The sequence below is a fragment of the Pseudomonas sp. NFACC25 genome (genome assembly GCF_900100935.1).
GTDB classification, from domain to species: Bacteria; Pseudomonadota; Gammaproteobacteria; order Pseudomonadales; family Pseudomonadaceae; genus Aquipseudomonas; species Aquipseudomonas marginalis.
Map to the genome: position 1 here is coordinate 223,864 of NZ_FMUC01000008.1, position 16,084 is coordinate 239,947.

At 53.2% G+C, this 16,084-nt stretch carries 11 protein-coding genes and 1 pseudogene; 1 reads left to right on the plus strand and 11 read right to left on the minus strand.

Features of this window, described 5'->3' with window-relative positions:
* Nucleotides 1-36 precede the first annotated feature (36 nt).
* The 4 genes and pseudogenes from BLQ09_RS19500 to BLQ09_RS31950 form a co-directional block, all read right to left on the minus strand.
* Entirely contained in the window at nucleotides 37-2,199 is a 2,163-nt protein-coding gene (locus tag BLQ09_RS19500) for a methyl-accepting chemotaxis protein (protein ID WP_027605332.1), read from the minus strand.
* A 132-nt stretch (nucleotides 2,200-2,331) separates the two neighbouring features.
* Complete coding sequence (locus BLQ09_RS19505) at nucleotides 2,332-3,447, minus strand: cyclic di-GMP phosphodiesterase (RefSeq protein WP_081744421.1); 1,116 nt, start codon at nucleotides 3,445-3,447, stop codon at nucleotides 2,332-2,334.
* 75 nt (nucleotides 3,448-3,522) lie between these two features.
* Nucleotides 3,523-4,455, minus strand: coding sequence for a chemotaxis protein CheV (locus BLQ09_RS19510; RefSeq protein WP_027605334.1), 933 nt, complete (start codon nucleotides 4,453-4,455; stop codon nucleotides 3,523-3,525).
* 352 nt (nucleotides 4,456-4,807) lie between these two features.
* Nucleotides 4,808-4,933: pseudogene (locus tag BLQ09_RS31950) on the minus strand (DUF6124 family protein); the annotation flags it as partial.
* Between the two features lie 210 nt (nucleotides 4,934-5,143).
* Between BLQ09_RS31950 and BLQ09_RS19520 the strand changes: the two are divergent.
* Nucleotides 5,144-6,313 carry an MFS transporter gene (locus BLQ09_RS19520; protein ID WP_027605335.1) on the plus strand — a complete coding sequence of 390 codons (1,170 nt, stop codon included), beginning with the start codon at nucleotides 5,144-5,146 and terminating at the stop codon, nucleotides 6,311-6,313.
* Nucleotides 6,314-7,197: 884 nt separating this feature from the next.
* On the opposite strand, the gene BLQ09_RS19525 is transcribed toward BLQ09_RS19520, so the two are convergent.
* From BLQ09_RS19525 to BLQ09_RS19550, 7 genes are all read right to left on the minus strand, one after another.
* The gene (locus BLQ09_RS19525) at nucleotides 7,198-8,190 is read right to left on the minus strand and encodes an HNH endonuclease (protein WP_139202128.1); all 993 of its coding nucleotides are present in this window, start codon (nucleotides 8,188-8,190) and stop codon (nucleotides 7,198-7,200) included.
* 219 nt (nucleotides 8,191-8,409) lie between these two features.
* Nucleotides 8,410-10,278 (minus strand): DNA cytosine methyltransferase, encoded by a 1,869-nt coding sequence (locus tag BLQ09_RS19530; protein ID WP_092358276.1) that lies wholly within the window; start codon nucleotides 10,276-10,278, stop codon nucleotides 8,410-8,412.
* Between the two features lie 650 nt (nucleotides 10,279-10,928).
* Nucleotides 10,929-11,204, minus strand: a complete 276-nt coding sequence (locus tag BLQ09_RS19535; protein ID WP_092358278.1) for a hypothetical protein — start codon at nucleotides 11,202-11,204, stop codon at nucleotides 10,929-10,931.
* Nucleotides 11,201-12,181, minus strand: a complete 981-nt coding sequence (locus BLQ09_RS19540; protein ID WP_092358280.1) for an integrase domain-containing protein — start codon at nucleotides 12,179-12,181, stop codon at nucleotides 11,201-11,203. Before BLQ09_RS19540 ends, BLQ09_RS19535 begins: the two co-directional genes overlap by 4 nt.
* On the minus strand, nucleotides 12,159-12,305 hold the full coding sequence (locus BLQ09_RS31335; protein ID WP_175472324.1) for a hypothetical protein: 147 nt from the start codon (nucleotides 12,303-12,305) through the stop codon (nucleotides 12,159-12,161). The genes BLQ09_RS19540 and BLQ09_RS31335 overlap by 23 nt, the downstream gene beginning before the upstream one ends.
* Before the next feature lie 196 nt (nucleotides 12,306-12,501).
* Nucleotides 12,502-13,869 carry a YfjI family protein gene (locus tag BLQ09_RS19545; protein ID WP_092358282.1) on the minus strand — a complete coding sequence of 456 codons (1,368 nt, stop codon included), beginning with the start codon at nucleotides 13,867-13,869 and terminating at the stop codon, nucleotides 12,502-12,504.
* A 906-nt stretch (nucleotides 13,870-14,775) separates the two neighbouring features.
* A complete protein-coding gene (locus BLQ09_RS19550) occupies nucleotides 14,776-16,032 on the minus strand; it encodes an integrase domain-containing protein (protein ID WP_092358284.1) in 1,257 nt (418 codons plus the stop codon).
* Nucleotides 16,033-16,084 lie beyond the last annotated feature (52 nt).

The following is a 16,084-nucleotide window of genomic DNA, read 5'->3' on the forward strand; positions in this document are numbered from 1 at the left end:
GGAGGTTGATGTCCCCCCCTGGCTTCGCGTGAGGCATTACGAGGCTTTGACTTTGAAGCGGCTCAGGCCCTGTTGCATGGAACTGGCCCGTTCCGACAGGTTCTTGGCCGCCACCGCGCATTGTTGGGAGTTGACCTGATTCTGCTGGGTGACTTCATCGATCTGCTCCAGGCCGATGCTCGCCTGCTGCAGGCCGGAAGCCTGTTCACTGGAGGCTTGGTAGATCAACGACACCAGGCTGGACACCGTGCTGGTGCCGCTGACGATATTTCTCAACGAGTCGGCTGTGCGGCCGGCGATGATCATGCCGCGCTGGGTCTTGGTCGAGGAGTCGGCAATCAGCGCGGCGGTTTGCTGGGCGGCTTCGGCGCTGCGGGCGGCGAGGCTCCTGACCTCATCGGCGACCACCGCAAAGCCACGGCCCAGTTCGCCGGCACGGGCGGCCTCGATGGCCGCGTTCAGCGCCAGCAGATTGGTTTGAGCGGCGATGTTGTCGATGGTGGTGATAATGGCCGTGATGTCTTTGCCCGAGTTGTCGATTTCCGCCATGGCGGCGATCAATTCACTCATCAACTTGTCACTTTCCCCGGCGTCGGCGCGGGAAGCCTGGGATTGCTCGTCGGCCTTCTTCGCATTGGCGGCGTTGTCGGTGGTTTGCGCTGCCATCTGGGTCATCACCGCACTGATTTCCGTGATGGACGAGGCAGAATTGGACGCGCCGTCGGACAGCGACTGGCTCAACTCGGTGACCTGCGCGGAACTGCCGGTGATTTGCGTGGCGCTGGCCTGCACCTGGGAAATCAAGGTGTTCAGGTTGCCGACCATTTTTTCCAACGACTTGCCCAGGGTGTCATTGGGCGAGGACAGGCGCACTTCCAGATCCAGGTCCCCTTCGGAAATTCGCTCGGCTACGCGCACCTGGCGTTGCAGGCTTTCCGACATATCGTTCAAGGCAAAGGACAACTGGCCCACTTCATCTTCAGATTTTTGCACCAGCCGGCGCGAGAAATCCCCCAGGCTGATGTTGGCGGCCAGGGCTGCGGCTTCACGAATCGGACCGACGATTTTCGCCGTGGCGAACCACAGCGCCAGCAATGCCAGCAAGGAGATACCCACGCCGACCGAGACCTGCCAGATGCTGCTCTTGACGCCGCGTGACTGCAGTTCCTGCTCCAGGGCAATGGCCTGGCTCATGACCACCGCCTTGGGCAGATGGATCACGATCGCCCAGGGCTTGCCGGTGCGGCCCAGGTTGATCGGCATCTGCACTTCGATTTCCTGTGAGTCCGGGTTGAGCCGACTGTCTCCCTGGCCCTTCTGTACATTGGCCAACACTTTTTCCCATGTGCCGGGCAGCAAGGCTTTCAGCGACTGGCCGATGAGCTCCGGGCGTTTACTATCGGCCACCACCAACCCTTGATTGCTCAGGATCGACACCGAGCCTTTGCCGCCATACAGGTCGGCGGACATTTGTTCGCTGAGTTTCTGGATAAACGAAATGTCGAAGTCTGCACCGACCACGCCGTAGAACTTGCCATTGGCGATGATCGGTACCGACAGCGTGGTCAGCCATACATTTTTGCCCTGCACCACGTAGGGAAGCGGGTCGAGCACGCTTTCTTTCTGGGTGTCCCGCGGGCCGGAATACCAGCCGCCCTTCAACACACCGTTGGGGTGGCGGGCATCGGAATCGTACTCAACCAGCGGTTGCACGGCGATATGGCCGTCTGAACTGCGTGTCCAGTAAGGCGTGAAGCGGCCCGTCAGCGGGTTGTTACCGCCCTCATTGATACGAAAGGCTTGATCCTGGCCGTCCAGCGCATCGGGCTCCCAACATGAATACGTGCCGTTGAAGTCAGGGTTGTCCTTGAGCACGCTGAGCAGCATCGCATTGATCTGCTCGCGGCCCAGGCTCAGCGGGCTCTGGGCACTTTTACTCGCTCCCAGGGTATTGGCCATTGTGCGGGCCGAATCCAAGGCGTTTTGCAGTTTTGCCTGGATGGCATTGGCACGCGCCTCAGCCAGGTTTTGCACTTCGCGGATAGTGGCGCTTTCAATCAGGGTTGAAACTTCAGCACCTACATAGGCCTGGTTGGCGTTCGAGGAATAGAGGCCATACAGCACCAGGCTCGCACAGGAGATAAACAGGCAGAGTCCGGCGGTGAAGCAAATTCGAGTCTGCAGTGAGTTGAATTTCATGATATTTCCTGCCCATGCTAATAGTCGCCAACATCATCGAATGTCGACATTCCGGTACTTTCTTTGCACAAGGCATAGTGTTTTATCATTGGCTGCTTAGGCATATACATGCGGTACAGCGCTGGGTGTTGCTTAGTGCTCTTTGGGCGTCTCTTCATCGAGCCATAAACGGTCGGTGTTTTTAAAACCGTAACGCTGGTGCGGCACCCTCGCGACAATCCGGTCGGGTTGTGCGGGATCACTCAGGTCTATTATTTTCGGCGTTACATAGATATTCAGAACGGGCAGGAAAAACACTTTTATTTTTGGCGTCAATAAAGAATCAGGATGTTGTTCTATGACTACGCCGATACTGCCACTTTTCAATTGAACGATAGAACCGATCGGGTAAATACCCACGGACTTTAAAAACGCACGAAATACCTCGTCATCAAAGTGTCCGTCCCATGTGGACATCTGCTGGATGGCGACGGCGGGGTCCCAGCCCTGGTTGTAGGAACGGTCCGAGGTGATTGCATCGTAGACATCGCATACCGCCGCCATCCGGGCCACCAGGCTGATCTGGTCACCCGCCAACTGATGGGGGTAGCCGGTACCGTCGACTTTTTCGTGGTGATGCAGGCACACATCCACGACCATTTCGCACATCTGCGAGGCCGCCAGCAGGGTTTTCTCCCCCTCCAGTGGATGGGTGCGCACCAACTGCAATTCGTCACTGCTCAACCGGCCAGGCTTGTTGAGGACGGCACCTGGTATGGCCATTTTGCCGATGTCGTGCAGCAACCCGGCCATCCCGACCCGACGAATCAGTGCGGAGGACAGGCCCAATTGATTGCCCAGGGCAATCATCAACGCACACACGGCGACCGAATGCATGTAGGTGTAGTCGTCGATGCTTTTAAGGCGTGCCAGGCTGATAAAGGCATTGGGATGGCGGGCGATCGAGCTCGAAATGTCGTCCACCAGTGCACTGACGTCTTCAAGCTCCAGGGCCCGGCCCATGCGGGCATGGCCGAACATTTCGACAACGGCGGTCTTGGCGCGGCTACAGATTTCCTGTGCGGCGACCAACTCGTCCTGCATGGAGGTGGGGACGACGGCGATGACCGGAGCAGCTGTTGGGGGCTGGGTGGCTGGCGGAGCGCCGCAGCCCAGGGCGCACGGCCCCTCTGAAGGTGCACCGCCCCGCCAGAAGGGCTTTGCCTCGCCGTCAGGCGACTGCAGATTAAGTTCATTGCACTTCAACATGGTATGCCCTCTGTTGATGTTCTTCTTATATGTATCTCATCAGCCTCCCTGGCTTGAGCAGTGTTGTCTTACCTTTCAGATCGGGCTCGCGGCTTTGATACGCGCGACTACGCGGCCTGCCAGGTCATCCGGGCGAAACTTCGCCAGGAAGTCATCGGCTCCGACTTTCTTGACCATGGCCTGGTTGAAACCGCCCGACAGGGAGGTGTGCAGCACGATATGCAACTTGGCCATGCGCGGGTCACCGCGGATTTCGGCGGTCAGGGTATAACCGTCCATTTCCGGCATTTCGATGTCCGAAATCATCATCAGGAATTCCTCATGCGGGTTGCGCCCCTCGTCGAGCATGGCCCGAAGGTAATCCAGCGCCTGGCGCCCATCGTTCAAGGCGACCACCTCGACGCCTACCGTCTCCAGGCAGCGGGTCACCTGTTTACGCGCCACCATCGAGTCGTCCACGGTCAACACACGCAGATGCCTGGCCTGTTGAGTGACCGCGTCATCCACCACGCCGACGGATATTTCCTCGGACGAGGGCGAGATTTCCGTCAGCACCTTTTCCACGTCGATGATTTCGACCAGACGATCATCGGTACGGGTAACGGCCGTCAGGTAATTGTTGTCGCCGCTGCCCTTGGGGGGCGGATGAATATCTTCCCAGTTCAAATTGACGATGTGTTCAACCGCATACACCAGGAAGCCCTGAACGCGGTTGTTGTACTCCGTAAGTATAATAAAGGCGCTTTCTTTATCCGTGATCCCGGGCAGCCCCGTTGCCATCGCGAGGTCTAGAATAGGAATGCAAGCGCCGCGTATATTGGCAACGCCACAAATGTTGTTATTAGACTTTGGTAGTAGAGATAACTTGGGGCAGCGGATAACTTCCCGAACTTTAAAGACGTTGATTCCGTACAGCTGTTGGTCGTTGAAGCGGAATAGCAATAATTCCAGCCTGTTCTGACCGACCAGTTGTGTACGGCTGTTAACGGATGCCATTACACCTGCCATACACACCCCTTGATTCTGGTTGGAACAGCGTTGATGTCGTAATGACATTAGCATATGTGGGGGAATGTAAAATATATGTGAAATAAAAATAATCGAGGGGTTTATCGTTAAAGCAACAGCGACGCGGATGATTAGCTATTCAGGCGGATGTTTGAAAATAGTTAGTTGGCTAACTTGCTGGTTTGGGAGTTGATAATGATTAAGATTGGAAAATAGCAGGGTGGATGTATGACAACAAAAGGCCGAGACGCTGAATGCGACTCGGCCTTTCTTGTTACTGGAATGCGCGCGCGTCTTGGGTGAGTACCAGCACTCGTTCGACCATCAGTTCACCTGGCACGATCAATTGTTAGGTGGCCAGTAGCTTGTGACGGTTGGCACCTTCGAACCCGAAGGCCTGGTCGGTGGTCATGGCGTTGAGTGAGGCGAGGGTTTCGCTTGCTTGAATCAGCAGGGGCTCGGGGGACCGGTGCGTAATACATGCTTCACCGCGGGATAGTCGAGCCGGAACAGATGGATCATCGTCGGGTGCTGGAAATTGCTCTACCCTTCCTCGAAAGTCTCTAAGGCATCCAGGCCGACTGGACGCCTCTGGGCACCATCAGTGCGCTGTTCCACAAGCCCGAAGGTGAGCTCTGCCCGTGGTTGTTCGAACACTTTAGCGCTGTCTAGCCAAGGTCGGTCACGAATGGAAAATACCGGTATTGAGTACACCGACAAACAACGCTGGTTTGCGCTCACCAAGATAAACACGCTCTCGGCCCTGTCACAGATCGTGCAGATAGGTACCGTCACTCCGCTGCTGTCGCTTTCGCTGGATCAGCATGGGGTCGAGCCGGCAAAGATCGGGGTGATTGTCAGTGCCTCGTGGTTGGCGATCCTGCTGCTCTACAAATGGGTTCCGCGCTTGCTGGCCCATTTGGGGCTCGTCAGGACGAATATCCTCAGCGCAGCGCTGACGATTGCCGCGCTGATCGGTATGACCTTGACTACCCATTTGGTACTGATTTTTTCGCTGAACTTCGTACTCGGTATTGGCTTGATCCTGCGCTGGATTGCCTGCGATACGTGGATCCTCGCGGTCGCCTCGAAAGACGAGCGCGGCCGGACGATCGGCGTACATGAGACCTTGATGGGCCTGGGTATTGCCGTTGGCCCGCTGCTGTTGGTGGTATTCGGCGTCGGGAGTACCGCGCCTTACTACGCCTGTGCCGTGATCGTGTTGTTATCCGGCGCGCTGGCCTTAACCCTCAAGGGCTACGATACGCGACCGCAAACCCCGGCGGAAAAACGCCATGGCAAGTTATTCAGCGTCATCCCCACGGCGCTGTGTGGTGCGTTTATCGCAGGCTTTTCGGAAACCTCATCCGTATCGTTCCTTGCCGGCTACAGCCTCTCGGCCGGTTATCTATTGACCGCCGCCACCCTGCTGATATCGGTGTTCGGCATTGGAGGCACCGTCCTGCAACTGCCGATCGGCTGGATGGCCGACCGCAGTTCCTACAAGGTCGGTCAATTAATCTGCGGCTTGATACTGTTGCTGGGCACCCTCGCTATTCCGTTCAGCCAGCCGCTCCCTTGGTTGGCGACGATTACCGTGTTCCTCTGGGGGGGCGCCATTGGCGGCATGAACACCCTGGCAGTGATCGAGGCGGGAGACCGGGTGGGCGAACATCAAGTGTCCACCGCCATGACGGCGATTGCGATGTTCTACACCTTGGGTAGCGTATTGGGTCCCATTGCCACGGGCGCCACAGTGTCCTATGTCAGCGAGCATGGGCTGATGATCTCGGTGGGGACAGTCGGTGCGGTTTTCATTGCAATGTTGATGTTGCGTAGAGTTCCTGCATCAGAGTGAATTGCGTCTGTACCTTTTTAGCGCTGTATGCCGGTTGGGCCTCTGCTGGAGATAAATTCGGAGAACGTCGTCTTCACAAGGGCAGGGGGGCTTTCCCAAGACTGGTGCTGGGCAGCCGTGAATACCAATGGAATACCAAAGCGTCTGGAACTCAAAAAGCGCTAGAAAGCGCAAAGCGGTCATCAAAACCTTGTGTTTGCTGGGTTTCAGGCACAAAAAAAGACGTCCGTGGACGTCTTTAGTTGATCAAGTGGTGGGCCGGGGTAAGTTGAACGGGTGCTGTACTTCAATGATTAATATGAAAAAAATGCATTTCGTTTTATCGTTGGAATACCGATTGGAATACACTTTAGCTGAGAATCGCTCTGCTCAGATTTTCTCTAAGATCCAGGTGTATTTGCTTTGAACAGCACGCTCCGAAGTCTCAAAGGTTGCATCTATCAGGGCACGGCCAGCAACGTTCCCAAGTCCTGATAGTAGAACCATAACGTTGAACACATCGTTGGAGTTTTCCCTCGTTGGCCTTTCTTGGCTTATTACGGATTTTAAGAGGATATTTTTCGATGTTTTACAAATCGGTAGAGGGTTACGCTTGTGTCATAAAAAATTGAGGCGTTTAAAGATAATAAAGTGTATTTGTATCTGGTAAAAGTTCTGTTTTTTTAGGGGCGAGACAGCCGGTACTTGTTGCTTGTATGTTTGTCGTTAAGGGGGGTGTTAGGCAGTTATCTTGAGTTGTGGGTAATAAGTTTCTGTTTGTATTAATATGTTTTTTAGTTGTGGCGGCTTGTGTTTGATGTGAGTGATTGATGTTGTCAAATGTAACGATATGGTTTTTTGTGAGGCACTCATTTGGAGTGCCTTGTTTTATATGTATTAATAATCTATAAGGCTGCCCAGTCGTAACGATCAATGAAATAAGCATAACGTTGTGTAAACATTGAGTCTCTTGGTGTAGTGGCATTGGCTACGGGAAGAGTTAGCTTGATATGGGTTGACTCAACGAAATGGCGAGTGCCTGAGTTTGTCCGTGCTTCTTCATGTAGTGATGGATGTAAATGGATACTCTTATCCAAGGGGTTTATCCATATTAAATGTAAGTCGAATGCTCCGTGATGGTTGTGACAAAGGCTAAGACCGTTCCATACTTCATCTGTGGAGCCGGGAGCCTCCACGGGATAAATATGAGCGCCTTGTAAAAGGTTTGAACCTATGCCGCACATTGCACATTTGTGTTCGTAAGCTGTACGTATTTTAAGTCCTGCACCAGATTTTCGCGCAAGGGCGCGAATTAGTCTCGAGGCTCTTGCTACAGCCTCGACCTCTTTTTCCTTGGTTATATCATCTGCCAAGGCGCCTGAAGAAATTATTATCTTTAATAGCTCGTCGTTGCTAAGAGCTTCTTTGTTAAGTATGTGTGTGATGATTATGTTGAATATACTTGGAGTAAAGGCATAAATGCGCTCGCCCTTGCTAGATTGATATACGGAAAGTCCATCGCTACGGGCTCTGGAAATAATTGATTTATTGAATAGAATTGAAAAACGCTTTGTGCTTCCAAGTCTGCTGCTTCCATTTACAGCAATAAATACCGTCGATTCTGCTGTGTTGTCGACGCCTAACAGAATAGGTAGAGCAGTACCACCTATATTGGAAACAGGGGGGCGATTATTTTTTGCGGGGTTTTGAAAGCGCATCTCGTGAGGTTTACGAGCGTGCGGGGAAACATTTGCTACGTGTAGAGCGATGATTTGAGGCGCACCTTCCAATGGAATAGCAACGACTCCTGGCCATCCATCATTTTCCGCTACAGAGTCCGCAATTATTTCGGGGATTTCGTGAACTACCGAAATAAACTTCCTTGCTCTTGGAGTCATTCAGATTCTTCCTTAGTTTCTAAGTTTTATATTTTTAGTTTGTATTAGTTAATAATAATGGTTTGGGGTTTTGGTGGGAACGTTTTGAGCCATATTTTTAAATGAAAAGGTGAAGGTCAATCTGCTCGAAAATAGCCCTCCTCTCATTTATAAAGAGGGGGGCTAAATATAAAAAATTAATCTATGCTAAGTTATTCTTTGATGGTGCCCATTCAAAAACTAAATACTGTATTCTTCTGTATTTGTGAATTTTACTTTGCTTTCCACAAGAGCTTTTGGTGATAGCAGTGGGAATGGGTAAGTACAAATAATTTTACCCTTGCCTATTATTGGATGGCTGAGCCAAGTCCGAATATCATAGCGTAGCGCTCTCATGGTTTCTACGATCTCTTCAAGCTCAGAGGAAGAAATAGCCAACACCTCGAGCATACGCTCTTCAGGTATGAATTCACCGCAATTTGTAGTTTGACTAAAAAACTCTATCGCTTTAATAAGCTTGGTTTGTGTTGGATTTGTTAAGTTTGTCTCAATATTTACCACGTCTCCTCTGTTGGCGTAATGGCCGTATATATCAATCAGCGTGAAAAATTTTGATCGTTCAACTAATGCAGCCTCTATTTCCTTCCAGCAATAGAAAATTTCTTCAGTGCTGTTTATATTCGCTGACAATGTAAGCGTGTCGAATCTAGGTAGATATTTTTTTAGGCCACTAACTTTTAGCTCTAAGTGTATTGAGGAGCTTAAAGTTACAGGTTGCTCGTCCATGTCGATGCGGATATGGGCTGCAGTTTCTGTTAGCACTATTTGACTAAAATTAACTCCGGCTTTCCCTTTTTTGTCTGAGACCTGTCTTGTAAATTTGTTAGGTCTTGAAATGTAAAATTTTTCAGTTTTAGGTGAAATAGCTTCAGGGTCGATATATTTTGTGAGGCTGCCATATTTTTCTTTAATGGCTTGCGCAGCTATATCCTTAAATTTTTGACTTCTTTCCCTCTGTCGCTGTCTAAAAGTCGATTTGAAGGGCGCTGGTCGCAATTCGAATTTAAATTTTTCTTTCGAGTGAGAGAAAATTTGCTCTTTGACGCTGGAAGCTATGCAAAATGCAAGTCTTGGCGGTACCGAGTTGCCAATTTGCTCAACACATTGCCCATATGAACCAACAATCTCATATTTGTCCGGGAAAGACTGGAGTCTCTTCAACTCTTCAATTGTAAAGTGTCTATTGTTCCAGTGGAACGGACCTGTGAATTTTCCTGGGCTTGCCTTAAGGGTTCGCGATGGCTCTTTTCTATTTGCTTTATATAGCAAGTCATGGAATTTCGAACGCCATGCAAAAACAGGCTCCGGATGTCCCATTTCAGCTGTGAAAAATGCATAGTTCAACCCTTCAGGGACCTCTGGAAGTAAGTGTCCATACAGGCCACCCAGACCCTTGGTCTTTAACTCTCCTGGAATCTGGAGATCAAAAATGGCTTCTTCAACGGATACGAGAGAGGGGCCATTCAAAGAATCAGGACCGTGGGTTGGCATAGGGAATTGATAGCTCCCATTTTTAACTCCGACCATCACAAGCCTTTCTCTGTGCTGAGGAACTCCGTAATCTGCAGCATCTATAACTTCAGCGTGTAGCTCATACCCATGTTCAGAGAACGCTTTGATTATTTGACGCCAAGGTTCACCGTTACTCGCGCCCGGAAGCCCATAGACGTTTTCAAATACAAAAACTTTTGGTTTTATAACATCCAAAATGTTGCAGTACTCTTCGTAGAGCTGCCCTCTCAAGTCTTGAATTCCAATAACTCCACCCGAGCGTCTTCCTGCTGCTGAAAAGGTTTGACAAGGTGGGCCACCGATAATGCATTCAATTCCTGAATTTTTGTAAAGGTGAGGGTCGAAATTTCTAATGTCTATATTGTGAATGTTCGTAGTGGGGCTAAAAAAATTGCCCTTCTTTTTATTAGCTTCGAGCGAGTTGCAATACTTCGTTTCTAACTCGACACAAGCAACAATATCAAATCCCGCCATGTGGAAGCCTACATCAAGCCCTCCTGCGCCGGAAAATAAACTTAATGTTTTGATGCTGCCCATTAATTTGCCTCTTGATTTCCTACAGGCGCAACCAAAAAATTGCGCGATTACTTATGTTCATTTTATAACAATTTTTTGGTTTGGGCGAGAATTCTTTAATTGTGTTGGATGAGTGGCGGGATTTGACTGTTTTAGATGGGTTGTATTTGGGTTAAAGTTTGGTCTGTATGCTGGTGTAATTTATGTGTATTGTTGTGGTTTAAGTGTCTTCGGCTGAGTTTCTCTCGGTATGGATGTTTATAAGTATTAGCGTGGTCTTTATGTTGCTTGTGGACTCGAGTTTTTAGTCGAGATGTTTTTAAATTTGACGCAGATCTAAATACTAATTGTTTGGGGTGGTAGCTTGCAAACGCTTACTGCACGCCTTTATCGTAGTGGGGTGCGATCAGAGCTGGTGAGGTTGGGGCGGCACTTTTCCCGTAGTCACTGCAGTAGTCTACAGGCGATTTTAACTTGGCGCGGGTTGGCTCCTATTCATCCAGTCGAAGTGTTTCCGTCAACTAGTGATTGTCAGTGCTGAGACATTCTATTTATGCTTAGCCTTGAACGATGCGCTATCTTATAGCGCCGCTAGGGCTTTCTCGGCTGAGATAGATTAGATGTGAGTAAGAGTGAATATGTTGAGATGCCTATCTACGGCTAGTCGAGCGTTAGATCGCAAATTTTCGGTTGTTCTCTAATCGCTTCCAGATCAATAGAGTGGTGAGTCGATAGTAGTACCGGGTGGCATCGGAATGGTCTTTCAGATACTGAGTTAGAAACCAGCGCACATGCTTGAGCTGCCAGGTCCAGGGATTATCGCGTTGCCATCTTTGTTGAATGGCCGCTTGCATGATTCGGGCTTGCCGCAGGTGGCGCTGCTGCGTGACCCCCGAGCCGGTCAGCACGCCGCTCAGGAAAAGTGCCATATCGAAAGGCGCGTTCACGCTCTAGCCCCAATGTAGGCCGAAACCACTTCGATTCGGTTATGCCCAAGCTCAAGACTGATCAGCCGTCGCGCCTTTTGGTCCAGAGCGCGATCGATGCGATAACATTGACCGCCATTGACGGGCGCCGCGTGTCCAGTGAGTTGCGCGTAACGCTCGCACGCATAAGCCGCTCGAAATTCATGAACCCCCTTCAGTCCCAGCTTCTGAAGCAATTCACGGGCTGGCCTCACCGTCTGTTGCTGGAACTTGGCGTAGCTTTCACCTTCGGCCAGCAAATTGCGGCTGTGGGGTGGCGAGGCGTGACGAGCTATCTGCAAGGCTGCTTTAACCTCGTTATTTGCGATGATCCATCGCGGTGCTGAAGCGCCACCCCGGCCGCCTTTGGTCCCATCCTGAATATTGATGCGGCCTAAGTGTTTAGCCTCACGTTGCAAACGTGGCAGGTCAGCCAAGATCGTTTCGCGCAAGCGCATGCCGGTTGCGCGGGCCAAGCAGACAATCGCAGCGACGCGGTGGTGTTGCTGTTCGCGAAGCGCTTCAATCACTCGACTCAGTTGTTGGTGGTCTTGGCCATCCGGTGCTCGGATGCGCACGCTTGATCGCTGCATGCCGAGTGCCTTACTCGGGCTGGCGATTTTCACGTACTGATCACCTCGTAGTGCTGCGAGGGTACGGTTTACGCTACTCAGGCGGTTCTGCGCGGTGGCGATGCAGATTTCACCTTGTTGGATCTGCTTGCGCAAGTGCGCGGCGTAGCTGTGCAAGGTACTGCGATCTATCTGGCGGGCATCGTTGTAACCGGGGCCGTCCGCTGACCGACACCACTTCACAAAAGCCTGCCAGCGATCACTGTGTGCTTTGACCGTAGCGAAGTGGCCACCGGCGAACATATCTTTCAGCGCTTGTGGGCCGGCATAGCTGAGCTGACGGCCATAGCCAAAGTTGCGGCCATCACGCCGGCCGACCAGTGCCATCGGCTTCACCGTTTTCCGTGTCTTGCAGAAAGCGCAGCACCGCTTTCCAGTGGGCGCTGATCTTGTCCATCTGGTGCCAATGTGTGGGACGAATAATCAGGGCGTTTTGCTGATGCCGGAGCATTGCTCCCTCTTCGCGCAGTTGGTGGATTAGTTGGCCGATGTCGACAGGCCCTAAGACGGGGGTGGCGACAACGGCGACAGTGGCGACAACCCTTGTAGTCGCTGCTCTGAAGCTTGGCGACAAGGCGGCGACGGAAGTGGCGACACTTCGCAATGCAGGTCGAGTCTGATGCTGTGCCTGGTAACGGCGAACCGCGTCATTGAGGCGGAACATGGCGCACCTCGAAGGTCTTTCCGTCAGGAGAGTCCAGCCAGCTATGTGAGATCAATTCGACCAGCAGCGTAATTGCGTGACGACTGCTCTTGCGGGCAAAGCGGGGGCCATTGCGGTTGAGGTCGCGGACGGTGAATTGGGTCCAGCCTTTTTGCGTTAGCCAGCGCAGCAGTCGATCCGATTCCTCGCGTAACGCGTTGACGGGCTCTTGCTCCGTCAGGCGCTGGATCTCGGCGAGGTAGTAATCCATCAGCGTCGAGGCGCGCAGGATATGGGGCTCGTCCACTACGTGCGCGTCTTCAATCACCGCCAATACCCCGGCGATACGCAGTACATTGGCGGCTGCTTTCCCGGCTACAGATTGAATGCCGGCCAGCTCGCCAAACTCACCAGATTGGCATTCGATGGTGTCGTGAATATCGATCCAGGCAGTGCGAGCGCTGGCTGTCAGTTCCAGCCTGTCGGGGTTAAGTGAGCCGTCTTTGTGTAGCGACAGCGGCTTATCCAGTAGAGCGGTAATGCGCGCTTGGTAGCGCTGGATCCTGGCATCTCGCGTGAGGTCGACTGCCTTGTACAAGCGCCGCCCCACCAGGCGTTCGGGCCAACTGATCAGGCAGCGGCCAAGGATACCTTGGCCATTGATCATCCGGTCTGTGAGTAGCTGGTTGGCCAGGTAAGGCTGCAGCATCAGATGCAGACTGAGGCGACGATCATAAGCTCGCAGGCTTTCGCCAGGCATGGAGCGCGCCCGGTCGATGGGGCTGCCGTCCCAGAGTGCTGACAGGGTGGTGATGGCCTTGAGTTGGTTCTCTTTGCTCATGGTGCTGCCGCCCAAAAACTGGCCGCCCTCATCGTTGAATAACCCCATGCTGGGCAAGCCCTGGCATAGGTTTTTGATCAGCGCCTCAATGGTGGGCTCGGCGATGATCAACCTGGGCGGTATGGGGTCGGATAACTCACGAGCGTCGTGCTTTCCTCGAATGGCGGCGCGATTGGCTTTCAGTTGCTCCAAGTACAACATCCACTGCCGCCGCTCCCACTCACGCGCAGCCGCCAGCGCCAGATGATCCACTGCGCTTTTCCGATCACCCGACGATGCCACCGTCAGCATGTACAGGGACAACGGATAAACACGGCCATCGAGCTGCACATTGGCGTGCGACTGGGTCACCAGGGCGGCAGTGGCCAACACCGATTGCGCAGCCATGGCGCAGGGCACGCCGATAACCTCGGCCATGCGTTCGACGGCTGGTCCTAATATCTGTCCCAACGCATCGACCGGATACGCCAGCGGCTCGGGCCGGTATTCCAGCAGCGGCTGTGGCAGGTCAAACGCTTCGCACAATTGCATCGTCATTCTCCTGGTGCTTCGAATTTCTCCCTCACTCTCCCCGCCACGGTTGTTGAGTGTTATCAGGGATCAAGGCCCCTGCAGCCTGTGAGGGTTGTCCACTTACGCGGGACGGGCGGCTCTTTACGACCGGGAGCTTGGGCATCTCATGATCTGGCCTCCTGAGCACCGATAACGGTGGGCGGGTGGAGGCTGCGCTGGCTGACGAGACCAGCGCCGCGAGATCCTGAGTCAGTTGCAGGCAGTAATGCGATGACCAGGGCGTGCCTGACTGTCAGTCAGGTGCAGTCCATTCCGTGGGCTGCGGCACTATCATCTGCATTGCTGCTGCGGGTGACATCGGGGTTTGTCACGCCGATTGTCACAGGGACAAACGCTGCAATGTGTTGCCCGGCAAAGGCTGCGGCAGTGGTTTCGGCGCCCGTCTCTTTCCTGGAGAAAGAGACGGGCGTGGGCTGCCGCATTTGCACTGTGGATAAGTTGGCTTCGATCACGTTGGGCGTGACTGCGCGCCTAATTGGAAGCGAGCGCGCATGGGCTGGGACCACCACTGTAGGGCGTAGCCTTAAAGATCCCTGGCTACCTGGGCAATGCTGTCGATGACAGCGCTCTACGGCTCTGGTGTAGCGCGTGCTCGAAGGGTGGTCAACCGTGTATGGGGTGGGGTTTTTAGGCGATGGATGTGTATGGAATACGGTGGCTTTGAATGGACAGTGGGCCGTTCGTCGGTTTTTAAAGTGAGCCCCTGAGGACGGGAAGGCAAAGCCTTCCTGCCCTCAGGGGCTGGGCCTTAAAAGCTTGTGGGCGATGCAGATGGTGGCGACGGTCGCCGCTTTGTCGCCATGCGCAGGACCGCTAAATAACTGGGTTGTCGCCAGTGTCGCCGCTGTCGCCAGTAGGAACCGATTAACGAAATGGGATGACGTTCCCGTTTTTGTTTTCATGAATGGCCGTCACCGACAAATTGCCGGTGGCGGCTTTTTGAATGTAGTCGCTCCACCAAGTCATCATCGGGCGTCTTCGCTCGATGTAGTCCGCTCGGTTGTACGCGCTTCGGACTTCGTCTTTGTCGACATGGGCCAGTGCGACTTCAATCAACTCCGGGTCCCATCCATGTTCGTTGAGGATGGTGCTGGCCATTGATCGCAGGCCGTGGCTGACCAACCGATCCTGGAAGCCCATACGCTTTAATGCCATGTTCGCGGTCTGGCTGTTTGCGTGTGTACGCGGATTTCGGTCGGCCGGAAATACATGTTCCCGGTGGCCGCTGTAGGGCTTGAGTGTCTCTAGCAGCGCGAGCGTCTGGTCGCTTAGGGGGATGGGGTGCGCACGGCGTTTTTTCATGCGCTCCTTTGGAATGGTCCAGATGCGTTTCTCGAAATCTATTTCTGCCCAGGTCGTCCCAGCAGCCTCGGCAGGGCGGGTCATTGTGTGCAGTTGCCATTCGATCAGGCAGCGGGTGATGCGTTTGATGCTGGCGTTGGCAATCGCCAGCATCAGGTCGGGTAGTTCTTCGGGAGGAAGTGCCGCCATGTTTTGTTTTTGCGGTTTCTTGAAGGCTGCCCGAATGCCACTGAGCGGGTTCGCAAAGATCAGCCCGCAGTTGACGCCGTAGGCCATGATTTCGTTGAGACGTTGGGAAAGTCGCTTGACCGTCTCCAGGCTGCCTTTGGCCTCGATGGGGCGAAGGAGCTTGATGATCATTGGCGCGGTGATGTCTGTGAGCGGAATGTTTTTCAGGCTGGGGAAGACATGTAGGGTGAGCGAGCGCCAGATGTCTTCGGCGTAGGCCGTGGTGACGGCGTGTTTTTTCAACTCGAACCAGGCGGTAGCCACATTCTCTAGCGTGTGTTCGGTCTGCGCTCGCTTGGCTTCGTTATCTGCCTTGCGCTGCACTTTGGGATCAATGCCTTGTGCCAGCAGTTCGCGCGCTTCGATCACCCTTTTCCTGGCGTTCGCCAGCGAGAGTTCTGGGTATGTGCCCAGCCCCATGTTGATGCGGTTTTTGGTTACCGGGTCGCGGTAGTTGAAGTTCCACAGCATCGAGCCATTGCTCCTGACGCGGAGCTGGAGGCCCTCACCATCGCTGAGGACGTAATCTTTATCTTTTGCCTTGACCGTCTTGAGCTGGCGGTCGGATAGGCGATGGGCTTGCGCAGGCATGAGAGCTACCTCTGACACCGTTTTGGTATTCCAAAAATTAGCACCAGAAAGC

Bases quoted from the DNA above. Each gene is read 5' to 3' on its own strand.
- BLQ09_RS19530 (WP_092358276.1), bottom strand. From the start codon at position 10,278: ATGGGCAGCATCAAAACATTAAGTTTATTTTCCGGCGCAGGAGGGCTT.
- BLQ09_RS19505 (WP_081744421.1), bottom strand. From the start codon at position 3,447: ATGTTGAAGTGCAATGAACTTAATCTGCAGTCGCCTGACGGCGAGGCA.
- BLQ09_RS19520 (WP_027605335.1), top strand. From the start codon at position 5,144: ATGGAAAATACCGGTATTGAGTACACCGACAAACAACGCTGGTTTGCG.
- BLQ09_RS19510 (WP_027605334.1), bottom strand. From the start codon at position 4,455: ATGGCAGGTGTAATGGCATCCGTTAACAGCCGTACACAACTGGTCGGT.
- BLQ09_RS31335 (WP_175472324.1), bottom strand. From the start codon at position 12,305: ATGCTCCGGCATCAGCAAAACGCCCTGATTATTCGTCCCACACATTGG.
- BLQ09_RS19525 (WP_139202128.1), bottom strand. From the start codon at position 8,190: ATGACTCCAAGAGCAAGGAAGTTTATTTCGGTAGTTCACGAAATCCCC.
- BLQ09_RS19545 (WP_092358282.1), bottom strand. From the start codon at position 13,869: ATGCAATTGTGCGAAGCGTTTGACCTGCCACAGCCGCTGCTGGAATAC.
- BLQ09_RS19540 (WP_092358280.1), bottom strand. From the start codon at position 12,181: ATGGCACTGGTCGGCCGGCGTGATGGCCGCAACTTTGGCTATGGCCGT.
- BLQ09_RS19550 (WP_092358284.1), bottom strand. From the start codon at position 16,032: ATGCCTGCGCAAGCCCATCGCCTATCCGACCGCCAGCTCAAGACGGTC.
- BLQ09_RS19500 (WP_027605332.1), bottom strand. From the start codon at position 2,199: ATGAAATTCAACTCACTGCAGACTCGAATTTGCTTCACCGCCGGACTC.